16 protein-coding genes and 2 pseudogenes are annotated in these 15,821 nt (G+C 38.9%); 9 read left to right on the forward strand and 9 right to left on the reverse strand.

All coding sequences use genetic code 11. The features are described from left to right. Position 1 precedes the first annotated feature (1 nt). From ACX27_RS22115 to ACX27_RS22150, 9 genes and pseudogenes are all read right to left on the reverse strand, one after another. On the reverse strand, positions 2–250 hold the full coding sequence (locus ACX27_RS22115; protein ID WP_062295570.1) for a hypothetical protein: 249 nt from the start codon (positions 248–250) through the stop codon (positions 2–4). An 8-nt stretch (positions 251–258) separates the two neighbouring features. Next, positions 259–810 (reverse strand): hypothetical protein, encoded by a 552-nt coding sequence (locus tag ACX27_RS22120; RefSeq protein ID WP_062295572.1) that lies wholly within the window; start codon positions 808–810, stop codon positions 259–261. Positions 811–832: 22 nt separating this feature from the next. Beyond that, positions 833–1,232, reverse strand: a pseudogene (locus ACX27_RS22125) (hypothetical protein). A gap of 391 nt (positions 1,233–1,623) precedes the next feature. Further along, positions 1,624–2,211 (reverse strand): HNH endonuclease family protein, encoded by a 588-nt coding sequence (locus ACX27_RS22130; protein WP_062295574.1) that lies wholly within the window; start codon positions 2,209–2,211, stop codon positions 1,624–1,626. A gap of 5 nt (positions 2,212–2,216) precedes the next feature. Next, positions 2,217–3,461, reverse strand: coding sequence for an AAA family ATPase (locus ACX27_RS22135; RefSeq protein ID WP_062295576.1), 1,245 nt, complete (start codon positions 3,459–3,461; stop codon positions 2,217–2,219). Positions 3,462–3,606: 145 nt separating this feature from the next. Continuing rightward, entirely contained in the window at positions 3,607–4,305 is a 699-nt protein-coding gene (locus ACX27_RS22140; protein ID WP_235526321.1) for a hypothetical protein, read from the reverse strand. Further along, positions 4,274–4,459: a hypothetical protein gene (locus tag ACX27_RS34210; RefSeq protein WP_235526322.1), complete on the reverse strand. Its 186-nt coding sequence runs from the start codon at positions 4,457–4,459 to the stop codon at positions 4,274–4,276. The genes ACX27_RS22140 and ACX27_RS34210 overlap by 32 nt, the downstream gene beginning before the upstream one ends. 14 nt (positions 4,460–4,473) lie before the next feature. After that, the gene (locus tag ACX27_RS22145; RefSeq protein WP_062295578.1) at positions 4,474–5,295 is read right to left on the reverse strand and encodes a hypothetical protein; all 822 of its coding nucleotides are present in this window, start codon (positions 5,293–5,295) and stop codon (positions 4,474–4,476) included. A 20-nt stretch (positions 5,296–5,315) separates the two neighbouring features. Then, the gene (locus tag ACX27_RS22150; protein ID WP_062295580.1) at positions 5,316–6,257 is read right to left on the reverse strand and encodes a hypothetical protein; all 942 of its coding nucleotides are present in this window, start codon (positions 6,255–6,257) and stop codon (positions 5,316–5,318) included. 307 nt (positions 6,258–6,564) lie between these two features. Between ACX27_RS22150 and ACX27_RS22155 the strand changes: the two genes are divergently transcribed. From ACX27_RS22155 to dpdE, 9 genes and pseudogenes are all read left to right on the forward strand, one after another. Further along, positions 6,565–7,155 (forward strand): hypothetical protein, encoded by a 591-nt coding sequence (locus tag ACX27_RS22155; protein ID WP_062295581.1) that lies wholly within the window; start codon positions 6,565–6,567, stop codon positions 7,153–7,155. A gap of 72 nt (positions 7,156–7,227) precedes the next feature. Continuing rightward, positions 7,228–8,337 (forward strand): hypothetical protein, encoded by a 1,110-nt coding sequence (locus tag ACX27_RS22160; RefSeq protein WP_062295583.1) that lies wholly within the window; start codon positions 7,228–7,230, stop codon positions 8,335–8,337. A gap of 96 nt (positions 8,338–8,433) precedes the next feature. Continuing rightward, the gene (locus tag ACX27_RS22165) at positions 8,434–8,724 is read left to right on the forward strand and encodes a GIY-YIG nuclease family protein (RefSeq protein WP_017314034.1); all 291 of its coding nucleotides are present in this window, start codon (positions 8,434–8,436) and stop codon (positions 8,722–8,724) included. Continuing rightward, positions 8,693–8,998 (forward strand): DUF3155 domain-containing protein, encoded by a 306-nt coding sequence (locus tag ACX27_RS31935; protein WP_144427509.1) that lies wholly within the window; start codon positions 8,693–8,695, stop codon positions 8,996–8,998. Before ACX27_RS22165 ends, ACX27_RS31935 begins: the two co-directional genes overlap by 32 nt. Positions 8,999–9,705: 707 nt before the next feature. After that, positions 9,706–9,849: pseudogene (locus ACX27_RS22175) on the forward strand (6-pyruvoyl trahydropterin synthase family protein); the annotation flags it as partial. After that, positions 9,842–10,366, forward strand: a complete 525-nt coding sequence (locus ACX27_RS22180; RefSeq protein WP_144427510.1) for a DUF6884 domain-containing protein — start codon at positions 9,842–9,844, stop codon at positions 10,364–10,366. The pseudogene ACX27_RS22175 and the gene ACX27_RS22180, both read left to right, overlap by 8 nt. Before the next feature lie 23 nt (positions 10,367–10,389). Next, positions 10,390–11,985, forward strand: a complete 1,596-nt coding sequence (dpdA, locus tag ACX27_RS22185; RefSeq protein ID WP_062295588.1) for a tRNA-guanine transglycosylase DpdA — start codon at positions 10,390–10,392, stop codon at positions 11,983–11,985. Positions 11,986–12,034: 49 nt separating this feature from the next. Beyond that, on the forward strand, positions 12,035–12,862 hold the full coding sequence (locus tag ACX27_RS22190) for a hypothetical protein (RefSeq protein ID WP_062295591.1): 828 nt from the start codon (positions 12,035–12,037) through the stop codon (positions 12,860–12,862). A gap of 411 nt (positions 12,863–13,273) precedes the next feature. After that, on the forward strand, positions 13,274–15,814 hold the full coding sequence (gene dpdE, locus ACX27_RS22195; RefSeq protein ID WP_335337730.1) for a protein DpdE: 2,541 nt from the start codon (positions 13,274–13,276) through the stop codon (positions 15,812–15,814). Positions 15,815–15,821 lie beyond the last annotated feature (7 nt).

Genomic DNA, 15,821 nt, shown 5'->3' on the forward strand with positions numbered 1-15,821 from the left:
TCTACTCCCTGGTAAACCAAATAACTACTAGTGCCAGAACTAAACCAACTAATTCACCTATGCCTACACCCACCAAAATTGGCTGGATGCTGTAAATCTCCTGTTTATCCTGCGTTGGGGGAATCGCTACCCATGTCCCAACCACAGTACCAGCTACTACCGAAAGTAAATTTATACCAACTGCTTGGGTAGATGTTTTTCTCAAATTAAGTAAACTCTCATCCCGTATTCGATAGCAGATGGGTAGCATCTGGCTAACTATTTCTTCGGAGATTGCCCGGTTTTCGGCTGCGAGGACTTCAACTGTCTGGGCTGCGGTGTCGATGTACTGACCAATAGTGGATGAGTCTCTTCCCCCCAGTTCACTTTGCCGAAAAAATCGTTATCAATGCGCGAATTGATTCGCTCTTGCGCCTGGTCGTAACCAGATGGAACAGAAGTATTACCTTCAGCCAGCGAACTACTGCCATGAAAAACAAATTCTTCTAGAGCAAGTGTGGAAGATTCAAGCACCACTTTATGGCGTAATTCTCCTAACTGAATTCCCCTGTCTGCATCCCGGTAAAGTATTCCTACAAAACTATCGGGGGAAGCCTGTTCTGGGTCTACGCCAAATCGCTGTTTAATATACTCGCGCTTATCGAACTTATGTTCGCCTACTTCTGATTTGCGATCGCGCATTGCAATCAAGTGCTGGGCAGCTTCTTCCAAGGACATACCTTCACGAGAAGCTATTTCTTTAAGTTGAACTAATTGCTGTTCGATTGTTTCGTCAAGCGTATCATTTGCCTGTAAAGCTAAATCTAGCAACCGACAGCAGGTGCGTACTACATCAGGCGACACCTGCAAAGTCTCTGCCACTTTGTTGATATGCTTCATTGCGCTCGATTCTCCTAATTACTGATTGCACAATTGGGTTGTTTTTTTTCTTCATCAGATATATGCTTGGTCAAAAAGTTATAAAGGGTTATACCATTAACTTTTTGTAAATAAGCATCTAAGCCACCAGCAGGAATTACTTGCTGTAAATATTCCTTATACGTCAACCGTCGAATTTTGGTAGCAACGTAAAAAACATCAGCAATCTCAACTGTTGCTGCATCAAAATACCCTCCCCGCTTTCGCGGTTTTACTATACCGGCATAGGGATACCACTTTTGTAAAGCAGAGATTGAAATCCCGTATCTTTCGGCAAGTGTTTTTTGGGTGTAGATAACGTTTTCACATATCATCAAACTCAATTCCAAGTGAAAGACAACATCAATGAGAAGCGAATTAAACTAGCACATTACTAAATTGTTTGTAAATTAGAAAATAATTTACCAAATATGCCAGTTTAGTACAGGTATAGCTCAACTCAAATACACCTATATTTCAACCTATCTCCGAATAAACTGCACACTAGCCAAGTTACATACTGCCTGTTGATAATGCAAGCACGTTTGTATATATGAGTAAAAAAAATAAAAAAATTACTCTTTTAATAAAAAATTACTCTAACAGAAATATATAACGAAATATGGGACTTAATAGCCTGTGAGAAGTTCATTGAACTTTTACCCATTTATCTTGCAGTCTCATGTTATGAAAATACTTGCATTCACAATCTAATAACTGCAAAGCTTACCCTTGTTGAGAAATAGCCTGCTGCTGTTTCTTTACCGCGCGAGCTATCAAAGGGGCTTTTTTCTCTAATCCTTGTAGAGTCAAATCACCATCCAAATAAAGTTGATACCATTGTTGACGTTGGCGCAGGACTCTTTCATCATCCCGTAACCGCAACCTTTCCAAAGTAAATTCTGCCCTTTGAAGTTGTTGCGGAGGAACTTTATCTGTTAATACTAATTGTAGGGAAGGAAGTAAAATTTCAAACCAATCTTCTCCCAAATCAAAAGGATCAAGCACTTGGTCGTCAAGCGTCCCTTTACTACTATTTATCCAAGCGGAAGCAAAGCGTAAATTGCTCCATTCGTAAGCTAAATAGCGATAATTTTCCCGGCTGCGATAATGATCTACTGTCCCAACTGGTTCGTACATGACGCTATAGCCACACAGATTATTAAATCCATCGGCTAAATAACTTTTGAAGGGCGACCAATAATCTCTTGTTCCTTTTTTGGGATCAGGATTTTTTTGCAACCAAGCATTTCCCGGTTGTCGTACTTTTTCATCAAAATCAGGCGGTTCTGGAGGAGGATTAAATGGCATCATCTGTGTTATACCTCTGATAACCCAAAATTTCTTTTCTCCGTTGTAACTATCCAACGGGGCCAAAATGGGTCATGTCCTGGTAAAACTCTTTGAAGTTCCTGATGGATTTGTGTTGGTCTTCTCAAGTGTTCTGGAAACGCATTCATATCATCATTACGCATCCAAGCCTCTGCTGCTTCAATTGCGATTTCTGCTTCTTTGGAACGGGCTTGTTTGAGACCAAAAATTTCTGAGGTTAACCATCCAACTGTATCCCCTTGTTTTGACCAAGGTACTTCATCAAGGCTAACTTCTCTATCTTGTAATTTAAATAAAAATAGTTGATCTTCTTGCTCATTAAAATTTGGCTCTAAGGAAGCAAGAACAAGTGGAGAATGAGTAGTTACTAAAGCCTGGATCTTCATCCTGGGTTGTAATTCTTTCACTACAGCTAAAATAGCTGGTAAAATCACTCTCTGCCAACGAGGATGTAAATGAGATTCAATTTCATCAATTAGTAAAACTATCTGATTTACTGGCTTTTGTTGCCGTAATTCAGCAGCTTTTTTATGTTCGTACCAAGTCCACACTAGTAAATAAGCTAGTCCCAAAATACGCTTCATTCCGGCTGATGTTTGAGTGACAGGAACATTCCCGTAAGGTAGGTTAACTGTAGGAATATCGCGCACATCTTCAATAGAAACTCGCGTTGGCTCTCCCACTTCTATCCATTCTGAAGGGTGAGGTGCAAGTTTTTTAATAACATTAGAAAATAGTTGAAATGGATATTTACTTGGTTGATTTTGCCATGTTACCCAATCTTGAATTAAACCATTGCAAAGAACTTTATTTTTTGATTTTAATCCATTCCAGAGTGTATTTGGGTTAAAATTATAAGCAATATCGCGTTGACGAGCTGGGTCAAAAACAGAAAAACTACCATCAACCCGTACATAAATAACGACCTCTTTTAATAAAGGAGGCATTTGTAAACTACGCCATTTTTGTTCAGAGAAATCAAAGTAACTCCGATATTCTCTTATATCTTTTTTATTGCTAACTATTCCTGTAATTTGCGGATTTTCACCTCTAACTTGCTGTGGGTATGCTGGTTGTTCTACCCAATTTGTAGTCATCACCCACCAAGCGATATCTAGTAAAAAACTTTTACCTAAACCATTATCACCTGTAAATATATTGAGCCTATCGGCAAATGCGACATTAAAGTGGGCAGCAGGGCCAACTTGCTGGAGGTGAAGTTCTTTTAACATTTTGCTCTCCTAAACACTTTTATACTTATCAAATAACCTCTTATAAATTAGATAACCTTACTTTAATTATTAACATTATTTCTTTAACTGCGCTTTTAGATAAATTTAGTTAATTACACATATAAATTTTATGGAACTAGCTATTTTATCGTTTGAAAAATAACAATATTCCGTGCGGATAATTCGTACATTCATCTTCATTAAGATTAGAATGTTGCGATTCATATCCTTGTAAATCTTGACTAGTAAGTGAGTACACATCGCTGGTTATAAGTTGATATCCTTGAGTTTTAAGATATCCAACTAACTTATCAGGGATTATATGGGAGGCACCATATGTTGGTAATAAATTATGTGCAATTTTATCTTCATCTGAAATATCTAATCTAACAATACCTGTACGACAAAATAGATTAAAATCAATTGGTTCAACCAAACTACTTGTAATAATTTCAATTGATTTTACTTCCTCAGCTAACTGATTTGTACTTGCAAAATTCCGCGACCACGGGTTTCCAATTAAAAATAGCCGCACTGACATCGCCTCTGGTTGCACATTCACTATATCGAGTAACAACCGCATAACGGCATCCGGTTGTAAATAATCTAACACTCCATGTACTGAAACTAACCGTAATGTTTTAGGAGCGTAAAGTTTTGTCAGTTCTAGTTCTGCTAGATTGCGATCGCAAAAATAATTTAACTGTAGATTTGGGTATTGGCTGCGTAAAGCTAAAAACTTTTCTGGCGGATTAGTAGCAATGTCGTAACAGTCGATAGTCGGAAGTTGGTAGCGCGTTAAGTCAACTCCTTCAAAACCAAAAAAAAACTTCACGTTCGGCAAAACCTGCACCCAAAATAGCTACACTACCACCTTTACCTGAAAGAATGGCTTCCCAAGTAAGGGGATAAACATTAGGAGTAAGTTCTAAAAGCCTAGCTTTACTAATCTCTAGAATATTGCCACTGCCCTTATTTTCTAGGAATCTTACTGCCATAAAACCTCACTATATTATGAAACAACCTTGGGACGACTGATGGGTGTAATATCCTTACCTTCGCCCAAACGGTACACTTCCCTGTACCCGCCTATATCAATCTCAAAAAACCTATAGCTCGTAGTAAACTGTGCCCATACTGCTAAAGGATTAGTCTTAGGCAGATTTGTCGTTGCCTGGTAAGTGATTTCAAAACCTGTGCTACCATCTTGCTTAAACTTCTGTATAAAAATCTGGTAGTCTCTAGCGTGCCAAAAATCTGTGGTTCGACGACGCACCACATCTTGTGAGTCAGAACTCATTGCCCGTGCTGCTGATGCAGACACGATCAATTGAAAATTGTCAGACATTCGTGTTAAAGCAAGTTTCTTTTCTGGGTTTGAAAATACTTCATCAACAATTGGTCTGAGTTCAGGGTACAAAAAAGTTTCGGCAATGTAAAAGCCTGGAGATTCGTAGATATTATCCTCAAAGTAGCGATGCCTGCGGCGGGCGTAGCCATCGCTTCCGGCCAGTCCATTAGATTCAAGACGAACCGACTTTTGTAAGCTTGCAAAAATTAAGTCTTCGTATAACTTCTGCTGCGATGCTGGCGTTGCTGCAAGAATTTTGAATGCAGCCCCACGCATCCCCTGAATTCCAATCAAAGCACAGGTACAGTTGAGAGACGCTGCCCACGTCGCTAGAAATTTTCGATAGTTAGTATAAAGTATTAATGCTTCCTGATAGTCAGGAGCTTTAATTTTGAGTAAATGCTTTACTGGGTTCGGCTTAATCTCCCATCCAGGTCTAGATAATAAAGTCCACAATGTTGAGGAATCTTCAATGGCATCCATGCATTTATCCCCGAAGCTTATTAATGACAATTATTTGTCTGTCCGTTCCTATCAAATCTCATACGGGATATGAGTTCCTTCAGATGCGCTGGGTCTACACCAAACCTATGAGCGATGTCATACTCCTCATCTTCTGTTGGCGGTGCATTTAGTGTCAGTAAATGCTCCAAAAACGGTTGTGACCCCCCTAAAGGCAAACCATCATCTGTAAAAGGTAACCTATGTTCGTGCATTGGCTCCTCAAATACCGCAGGGCGGGTATTTTGTAGCCACGCTCCAACCTCACCAGGTTTTGGCGGATCTATCCCCAATCGCTCACATTCTTCTAATAACTCATTTGATAATTGCGATTCTACTGTAGACAGGCTGCGCGATCGCTCCACCAAATCTTGTAACCATTCCTGTATTCCTGTCTCTGGTAACTGCAAACCCAGCGTCTGACAAGCAGCTACAAACTCTTGCCCAATAATAGCTTCCCGATGCAAATTCCTCAAAAATGCAGCATACTCATCTTCTGATAGTACATTAAGCTGCTGCTGAAAAAACTTCTGAATTTCTCGACTTAAGCGAAATATACGTGATGCCCGAAAATCATTATCTTTCTTAATCCCCTCAATATCACCCAAACCAAAAGAGAGATGATCTACAAACCAAACCCCCATCTGACCCACTTCAGGTACAGGTAAACCCAAGGATTCGCACGCAAATATCAGTTCTATACCTAAAGAGGTATAGCCCGAAAACATTTGCTCCAAATTACCCGGTTGAGGAACTGGTTTACCACTTTTTTGAGCTAGGTCAACTAAATCCAAACCCAAATCAACTAAACGCCTTAGAGTTTTTGCTAAAGTGCCACCCAATATCGGCAGTACATCATCTACCTTTTGCCGCACACCGGGTGCAAGGGTAAAGGATACCCGGTCAGTATCCCCTCCAGAAAAGCGTTCGCGCTGATTTGACACACGTTTTTTTGAACTTGGTTTATCTAGGTTTCTCTTAAGTTTATAGAAACAACAGGGTGTTTAGTTACAAATATTAACTTTTATATCAAAACCCATATCACTACAACAACTAAATGACTTGCCCTCAATAAACCCTTTGAATTTAGTGATGTACTAAATTAAATTAGTGCATCACTAAATATTAAATAATATTAAGTTAATACATCACTAACTTTGCGAATCGGTAAACTTTACCTAAAAAGCACAAAACAAGGGCTTGAGATAAATCAAGCTAATTCGGTAAAAAATCCTGTAAGAGCTAATAAAGATGCAAAAGAACTACAAAGTGGTAGAAATACTACCAAAGCAAGGATTAGAACCCAGACAATTTCTACGCTACTGCTTCGGTATAGCCGAACTCAGCCCCCCCGAACTTCTCGAAGAAGAAACAGACTCGCAATACCGCAAAAAATGTATCACTGTACTATGTGCAGTCTTAGGTGTACAAAGACCGACAGTTCGTAAGTGGGGAAGCGATCTCAACTTTGACGGAATACCCAACTACTGCAAAATTTCACTTGCTTACATTCACGCCGCCGAAATCGTACCAAACCAGCTAAATAGCATCTTGACAGGAGAATACAACGCACCGGAAGTAAATGCTCAAACCTTTCTAGAGAAAATACTCCTTGAAGGGTTAACTGAACAGCAAAGACTGCAAACTGTTTCCCACGCCAATTTTCGTGCAACTTGTGTCAAAACCCTCACGCAAGTATTACATATTGGCACCAAATCAGTTCAAGATTGGGGTCAGGATATGTCGTTTCACAAAATGCCCAAAATTCACAAGCACACCTTGGGCTATGCTTTGGCTGCTATCTCCAAATCATCAAAAGCTTGGGACAAACAAGCAGCCTGAATTATTTGCAGTGAATTAAATAGGTAAGTGGTCTTTTAAGACCAACGAAATTAATGCAAAGAGAATTTTATCATGCCAGGAACTATCACATCAATCTCTTATCTCCAAAAACATCAATTAGATCCGAATCCAACCGCACATATCGAAACCAGCAGTCTAGAATATTTGCACGCCGCTTTCCTACTCTACGAATACAAAACCACCTACAACAAGAAAGAATACCGAACCTTGCTCGATACATACGGTTGGGATAAAGGAAGTTCTGAGGAAAAACGAGCGCTCAAAATAGCCGAAAACTTCCAAGAATTTTTAACTTGTCCTCAACACCTAGCCGCAATTCCAGTAACAATACTTCTCAGGCTGTGTTCTCCTCAATACAAGCCAATCATCACTCAGCTACAAGATTACCCAATTGGGGGATTGACCTGCAAACTGGTACTGGAGTTAATCGAAGAGAGGAAAGCCCTCCTTAAAACCCAAAAGCAGGAACAACAAAAGCAGATATCAATCTGGCGCAGAACTCCAAAAGGCGATCGCTACTGTCAATTCCCTCCTCAGTGGGAAGAAGACCACCAAACAGGGGTACTCACACAGGAATTAATTGACGGATATGGACTACTCCCTCAGCAAATTCTCCGCGAAGCGATCGCAGACTATCACGCCAAAATTAAATCCCAAGAAAAAGAGCAGCCCCAGGAAGAGACTGCTGAATTTGAAGTGGTTCAGTCGAGTATGCTTCCACAATTAGAAACATCCCCAACAGAGAGCGAAAAAGCTATAGAAGTTAACTCCAGGCTAAAACAAAACGAACAAACCAGCACCAGTAACGCTACAGAACAGCAGTCAGTTGGGGAAGAAGTGTTAATGCTGGCAGAAAAACTCAAATCAGCTACCAGTTATTATCAAATTAGAAGTGCTATCTACAGGCATCTGGCTGTTAAAGATGAAGCTTGGAAGCAGCTTTTTCCAGAAGTTCAGTTAAGAATTGAAAAATTGTTGCCCCAGGAAGTATTAGCTCTAACAACAGCCAGAGAAGCAGGTTTAATTATTGACTACTATGAGTTAGAAACTGGCTGGTTTCAAGTATTTATTGCAGGTGAAGATAAGCCTGTAAGCATTAGTAAATCAAATGTAATTAGTTGGGTACAAGAACAAGAAAGACTCAACTGCGTAACTACGTAAACCACCACAATCAGCTAACGCCTCAGCTTTCAAAATAATCCCAAAAAAGCATAAATGGAATTGTCAGGAAAGATACCCTCAATTCCTTGCTGCTACATGATTGAGCTATCTCGTCCGTTGGGAAATGAGAAACATCAAGCTCGTTATTACTTAGGTTCATGCGCGAACCTCAAGAAAAGATTTCAGCAGCATCTACAAGGATCTGGAGCAGCATTTACTCGTGCTGCGATAAAACGCGGCATTGAATTCAAAATTGTTTACGTATGGAAAACCTCAAGTAAACAAGAAGCCCGTCAGCTTGAAATTCAACTTAAACGATATAAGAACCATGCACAATTATTAAGGAGAGTGCAAAATGCCAAAACGAATTCGACAAAAACTAGGTAGATACCATTTGAGACGTAAGTTAAGTGGGAAAGTTTTGCTATCAAAGGTTACAAGCTTTAGTTGCTATCAACAAAACCATCAAGAAAAAACCTGTACAACTGCAAGGAAATTCATTCGCAATAACAATATTCAAACACCATGCGTTATCACCGTACTCAAGATATCGGGTAGTGAAGAAAAATTTTTCTTGTCAAACAATGGATTGTTTAGCTATAAATATGCGATTGAAAATCACAACCTATTCTCACTGGAAATAGCAGACATCGCTAGTTAAATCAAAAAATAAATTTTTTAATAGCTGGTCAACTCCAGCAAGCTAAAAATGAACTAGTAAGTGACCTCAGCCAGTCAGAAATTTTAGAGATGGTTGCCAATAATATCATCTTGCCTTACTGGTACGAGTATTACAAACCGGATAAAGAAGACCAAGCAATTCTAGTATCTATCCCATTAATTAAGATTTGTGCTAAAAAGCTTCAGCTTATCGAGAACTAGAAACGAAAGATTAAGCTTTTCTAGCACATTTTACTATAAGAAGTAGGCATTTTTAGAATAGTGGGATAAGTTCTAAGACTCATCCTTACTGAATCTCGGCACAACAACAGTGTTTGTTAACAAGTCGTATGGAATTATCCCCAAATTACGGATAATTATTCGGACGCAGAGTTAGAGCCTGTGGAAAAATCAACCCAATCAAGCCAGGCAAAAGTTCAAGAATTGTTACAAGAGTTATACGAAATGTTTTGTACGCTAAAATTCCGCCTAAATTCGCAAATCCAACATACAGTGAAGCGTTACTGGTCGAATGCGACCGCCTTTCTCAAAGAATCACTCCGAACGAGTAAGAAAATTCAATCTCCGGAGGCTGTATTTGTTGCGGCTTGTAAAGGAGGTAGAAAGCCGGAGTGGTGTGGCACAAGTGAATTCTGATGTAAGCGCTTGGTTCAGATGGGCACGCAAGCAAAGGATTGCATGACTTACTTGCCTCATTCGTACGAAACGACAGCGGAGATGATGGCCAAATACATTTATGACGTAACCAAGAAGCAAGTACCATCTGATTTGCAGCTAAAGGTTGCAGTGTCAGAAACTCCTAATTCTTGGGTAGAGTATGAAGATGACTAAATCTATTCCAACAAAAACCTTGGTTTCAACTAGCACAATTTCACGCCTTCGTACACTAATTATTACTTCTTGTACTGGAAAAAAGCTTCATAACCCAACAAATCAGCTAATAATAGAAGATTTTAAAGACACAGAGAGATTAAGACAACGCACACAATCACTTTTAGAATTCTCCTGTCCGTCTGGCCATATGTACACAGGGCTGCAACATCTACGGCTAATGGAGGGGGTGGATATCCTGAGATCGCGCTTTGGAAGAGCAGTGGTAGATGTAAAAATCATCTCAGCAGCTTATGGACTAATCTCTGAAGACAAAGTTATTGTCCCTTATACGGTTACTTTCAACTCAATGAAAAATGATGAAATTTCTTCATGGGCAAATTTTATCGGAATACATAAAGATTTCCAGGAAGCAGTTATTGGATATGATTTAATATTTGTCTTATTAGGAGATAAATACATACGCGCTTTAAACTTACCAATGAAACTAATCCCAAACAGACTTTTATTTTCTTAGCATCTAATAAAAGTAAGAATCTTGTGGTTTTAGGAGATGCAAATTTTGAATTATTAACGTTTTCTAATGCAGATGCATCACGATTTGGCTGTGCTTTAGTAGGATTAAAAGGACAATTATTTAAGTTAATTGCTAATGAAATTAGACAAGAACCTAACTTATTGTCAGAGATATATAACAACCCAAAAATATTAGAGAAACTTTTAAATAATCAGCCCCAACAATTAGAACTTCCTTTAGGGATTTCTGTTGCTACAGCAAAAAAATCAAATATTAAAAATAAAAAACCGAAAAGAGCAATAGCAGACTTAGATGAATTTTTGAATTTACCAAGAGCAGTTAATACACATTTGAGAATGAAATATTTCATTCCAGAATGGGATGATAAGGTAGATATTGGATATAATTTTTTACTAGACGAATCTAGTCTAAATCGAAATGCATATAGAGATGATGTATATGCTCATGAAATATATTCACAGCCTAATTATGACGGGATTCTGGTATCGAAAGTAGTTGTTGATAAGATAAAAAATAAAAGAGCAGATATAGAGAAATTAGGAGGTATCCGTAACTTTGTAAGATTCCCAGGTGAAATTATGGGAGATTGCGGAGCTTTTGGATATATTAAACTCGAAGCACCTCCTTATAATACTGTAGAAATCTTAGATTATTATGAAAAATTAAAATTCGATTACGGAGTAAGTATTGACCATTTAATTGTAGGGCCATTTGCCGAACCTGGAGTTAGAGAGAAGCGATATGATCTGACTTTGCAAAATGCAGAGGAATTTATATCCAAACATCAAAAAATTGGATATACTTTTACTCCTATTGGTGTAGCTCAAGGTTGGAACCTAGAAACTTACGCTGATGCAGTAAAAAAACTGGTTGAAATGGGATATGACTATATCGCTATAGGGGGAGTTGCCAGAACCCCAACTATAGAAATTCTAGAAATCTTGAAAGAAGTTTATCAACATTTAACACCGAATACCAGATTACATTTATTTGGCGTAGGGCGTATTGATGCTCTTCCTTATTTCCGCCATTTGGGAGTAACCAGTTTTGATTCAGCAAGTCCATTACGTAAAGCTTGGTTTGATGCAGTAGAAAACTATCATACTTTAAGTGGTAAAGCTTATGCTGCTGTGCGTATTCCTTTTGTAGATAAGCAATCGCCACGAATTAAACATTTGCTATTAGAAGGTTATGAGCGTGAAACTCTTAGACAGCTTGAGCAAGAAGCATTAAAAGCTATTCGGGAATATGATAAAGGCAATATATCGCTAGATGAATCTCTTGAGAAATTACTAGCTTACGATGAGTTATTAGAATTACCTCGCGACGGTAAAGTAACCCCAACAGCGAAAGCTAGACGTTTAAGACAACACACTCAATTATATAGAGAATTATTAGAAGTAAAACCTTGGCAGGAATGTGAGTGTAAAATCTGCAAAGACTATGGAGTAGAAACAGCTATTTTTCGTGGTAATGACCGTAACCGCAGACGTGGTTTTCACAATACTTATGTATTTTTTCAGAGGTTTCAAGAATTTTTAAATACTGAAAATCATCTTGAAAGTTCTAATCTTGATAGGACTGGAGAATCAATCTAATATAGAGTGATGAGCAAATCAGCTTTATAACTCTAAGATAAATGTCAATATGAATTTTGAACATAAGTTCCTCCCAGTTTTTTCGGTTGACTGGTTAGGTTTACTCAATAGATTAAAGAATTTAGAAGGAAATTATGGAATTCTTGCACCGATTTCTTCTAATAAAAGTCTGTTGACAAATATTCGAGATATGGGAAAACTATTTTTTATAGATAGTGGCATTTTTGGGAATCAGGATTGCCCTTGGTATTATGAAATGCATTCTGAGTACCTTGATAAACGTTGGGTGCGTAAACGGAAATTCGCTTCTGAAGAGAATTTGCGACTTAAAGTCAGAGAGTATCTAGAACACTGCGATCAATTTTTACCTAATTTTGTTTTTACCCAAGATATTTTTGGAGAGCCATTACTATCACTGTATTTAGCAAGACTAACCTGGCAAGAGTATTGGAAAAAGCCAAGAAACTATACTTTGATTGGTGTTGTTCAAGTAGGGTATTCAATTTATAATTGGCAACAAAATTTAGTTCCCCAATTAAATTCTTTTCCTCCCCATTATTATTCACCCAAAAGTTTCTTAGCTTCTTTGATCAGTGCTTACCGGGAGATTGGTTATGATTATATTGCTTTGGGAGGATTATTAAAAGTTGATAAAACCCGAACTACAGGCTTGAAATTTGGTTTGTCCACACAGGAATTAGATGAACTTCTTGCTTGGAGCCGACCGGAATTTGTTCTAGGGGGACTAGCGTTAACCCGTGCAGAAGTCTTGAAAAAGCACAATGTCTGGGCAGATTCTACTGGTTGGTTGTGGTGGAATGAGAAATATGACACTAAATTTCGCGATCGCAATGCTTTCCAGGAAGTTTTAATGTAGCTGCTACTTATTAGTATTACAGTATTTTTACTTATTCCAATGTAAAAAATAAATTGCAGGTGTTGGTTTTTCTTTTCTCAGAGAAGCATAATAAATATATACCTATCTGCCTCTGGGTGCCCTACTGGTAAATTTATTGTGATGCGAATTGCTTTCTTACATACCAAGCTGCAAAAAATTAGCAAATTGGAAAATACAAGCTGACAAGTTAGTCTGGGACTCACCTTTTACCACGGTGCTAGGACACCTAGAGTTATGCTGTTGCTTCAGTCTAGATTATGCTAGGCTTCGCGTTAACGTTGTCTCTGTCTTAGAGAAGCTATTTTGGAAAAAGCCAATAGCCAGGGGATACAGTCAGCTATATGGGTGCTATGGGAAGGTTAATGCTAACGTACTGAGCAGACTTGGAGTATGATAACACTTGGTTCGTTGGTACGTTCCCGAAATAACAGCTTGGGCATAGGGAAGGTAATTGATATATCTGATACTCAAGCAACAGTTGAGTATTTTTGCTCAATAAATCGGCGCATAGAAAGAAATTTACCCTTAAGTTCGCTATCTCAGTGTAAACTGGAGCGCCAAACTCGATGCTATATTTACCTAGAAAGCCAAGAAGCATGGCTGATCGGCAGAATTTATGAATGGGATGAGGAACTTTACAAGTATCGCGTTGACTTACCTGATAAAAAGACGATCGCAGTAAGTGAGCAGGAAGTCTATGTGCGTTGTAGTTTACCTCAACCAGACCCGATTGAGACTTTGGCTATGAAAGGTCAAGAAACGCCCTATTTTTACGATAGACGTTTCGCTTTTGTTAAGAGCTTAATTTTACAACGTGCTGTTAGTCGGGGAATGACGGGATTAATTTCCGCCAATATTAAGCTTTATCCACATCAAGTTGAAGTTGTCCGTCGTGTACTTGAAGACCCAATTCAACGCTATCTACTAGCGGATGAAGTTGGACTCGGAAAAACCATCGAAGCTGGCGCGATTCTTCGTCAATACCTATTGGATGAACCTTCTGGATATGCGGTAGTGCTAGTTCCGCAATATTTACTGGAACAATGGCAGCAGGAATTAGAAAATAAGTTTTACATCTCCCACTTTCACAAGCGAGTGGAAGTGCTGGCGGTTGAGGATATTTACAAAATCAACCCAAAAGCGAATATCGGCTTGGTAATTTTAGATGAAGCACAGCACATCGCAGCAATGGCGACCTCTAGCGATGCAGCAGTGCGCCAGCGTTTTGATACTTGTAAACATCTTGCCCATAAAAGCGATCGCCTGCTTCTATTATCGGCTACCCCGGTTCTCAACCACGAGCAAGATTTTCTCGCCATGCTACATCTGCTCGATCCGACAACTTATCAACTTAATGACTTAGCAGGTTTTCGGGAAAGGGTAGTAAAACGCCAAGAGATTGGTCGAATTCTGCTGTCATTTAAAGAAGGTGCAAACCCCTTCGTCCTGAAAACTAATCTCAAAAATCTCCGTAACCTGTTTGCTCAAGATGAGTATTTACTGGAATTGGTAGACAATTTAGAAAATAGTTTACAAGCAAAGACTGGCGATACAGTTGAAATGGTCAGGGCAATTCGTACCCATATTAGCGATACCTACAGACTTCACAGAAGGATGCTTCGCAATCGTCGTGCTTCTGTAGAAGATGTGATTTTTGACCGTAATATTACACCCAGAGCCGAATACGATTTAGATGAGCGATCGCCTGACATCCACGAACTAATTGAGGAGTGGCGTGAAGTAGCTCCTGATGACAAACAATATCACCAAATTTTTCTTTTGTTATTTCGTGCTTCTGGTACTTGGCTGGGTATTTTAAAACAAGTAATTCAAGCACGTTTAAACGGTGTGTCCACTGCGGAAGTCATTCAAGAGTTTGGCAATGATAGCGTTCGTACTCTGACGGAAACTCCTAAATTTGCTGGGGAAGCAGAGATATTGCAAAGTTTGCTGCGAATTTTAGAACAACCGTCAGAGGATGGCGATCGCCTAGAATTACTCAAGACAGTAATTCTCTATCAACTTTGCGAACCTTTAAAACTACAATCCTTGAAATTCAACCTCCCTAAATTGCTTACAGAGGTTCAACAACGGATCAAAAGACCGATACCCGGAGACAGTCTACCAAAAATTGTTGTATTTACCAGCTTTGTGCAAACTTGCACCGAAATTGTCCGTTACTTGAGCGATCGTTTTGGTGAGGGGACTGTTGTCAGTCATCAAGTTGGACAAACTCCCTCTCAAGTAGAGGAGAACTTAAATCGATTTAAAAAAGAACCCAAATGCTTTATTTTAGTTTGCGATTCTTCCGGCGAAGAAGGCCGTAACTTACAATTTACCAACTACATGATATGTTTTGACCTGCCTTGGTCGCCAAATCGCCTAGAACAAAGAATTGGTAGGATAGACCGGATTGGCCGTGCATTGAAAGTTGAGTTGACAGTATTTGCTGGCGTAGACTTACCGGATAGTCTCCATGATGCTTGGTATCGCTTATTAAAAGAAGGGTTTAATATCTTTGGGCAATCCATTGCTAGTCTCCAGTTTTATGTAGATGAAAAATTACCAGTATTAGCAGAAATATTGTTTAAATCTGGTGCAGATGGAATTTTAGAAAGTATCAATGTAATTCAGCAAGAAATTGAGCAGGAACAAGTCAAAATCAGCGAACAAAATGCCCTAGATGAAATAGATGCTTTGGAGGACAATGCTACCCAATATTTTCAAGCTTTAGACGATTATGATGCCCGTCATCAAGAAATCCAGGAAATAACTGAAAATTGGATTTGTCAAGCCTTGAACTTTAAGTTGATCGCTAATCCTAATTTATCGACAATAAAGCGTTATCAACCTACCGGAAATACATTAATTCCAGCCAATGATTTGAGCAGCAATTTTGCCGGGGTTTTAGAAAAAATTTGGGACTTTTAACCGTAGG

The sequence above is a fragment of the Nostoc piscinale CENA21 genome, from assembly GCF_001298445.1.
Classification (GTDB): domain Bacteria; phylum Cyanobacteriota; class Cyanobacteriia; order Cyanobacteriales; family Nostocaceae; genus Nostoc_B; species Nostoc_B piscinale_A.

Coding starts and splice junctions, on each gene's coding strand:
- ACX27_RS22130 (WP_062295574.1), bottom strand. CDS start 2,211: ATGATGCCATTTAATCCTCCTCCAGAACCGCCTGATTTTGATGAAAAA.
- ACX27_RS22155 (WP_062295581.1), top strand. CDS start 6,565: ATGCAAAAGAACTACAAAGTGGTAGAAATACTACCAAAGCAAGGATTA.
- dpdE (WP_335337730.1), top strand. CDS start 13,274: ATGATAACACTTGGTTCGTTGGTACGTTCCCGAAATAACAGCTTGGGC.
- ACX27_RS22180 (WP_144427510.1), top strand. CDS start 9,842: ATGACTAAATCTATTCCAACAAAAACCTTGGTTTCAACTAGCACAATT.
- ACX27_RS31935 (WP_144427509.1), top strand. CDS start 8,693: ATGCCAAAACGAATTCGACAAAAACTAGGTAGATACCATTTGAGACGT.
- ACX27_RS22190 (WP_062295591.1), top strand. CDS start 12,035: ATGAATTTTGAACATAAGTTCCTCCCAGTTTTTTCGGTTGACTGGTTA.
- ACX27_RS22135 (WP_062295576.1), bottom strand. CDS start 3,461: ATGTTAAAAGAACTTCACCTCCAGCAAGTTGGCCCTGCTGCCCACTTT.
- ACX27_RS22145 (WP_062295578.1), bottom strand. CDS start 5,295: ATGGATGCCATTGAAGATTCCTCAACATTGTGGACTTTATTATCTAGA.
- ACX27_RS22115 (WP_062295570.1), bottom strand. CDS start 250: ATGCTACCCATCTGCTATCGAATACGGGATGAGAGTTTACTTAATTTG.
- ACX27_RS34210 (WP_235526322.1), bottom strand. CDS start 4,459: ATGGCAGTAAGATTCCTAGAAAATAAGGGCAGTGGCAATATTCTAGAG.
- ACX27_RS22160 (WP_062295583.1), top strand. CDS start 7,228: ATGCCAGGAACTATCACATCAATCTCTTATCTCCAAAAACATCAATTA.
- ACX27_RS22165 (WP_017314034.1), top strand. CDS start 8,434: ATGATTGAGCTATCTCGTCCGTTGGGAAATGAGAAACATCAAGCTCGT.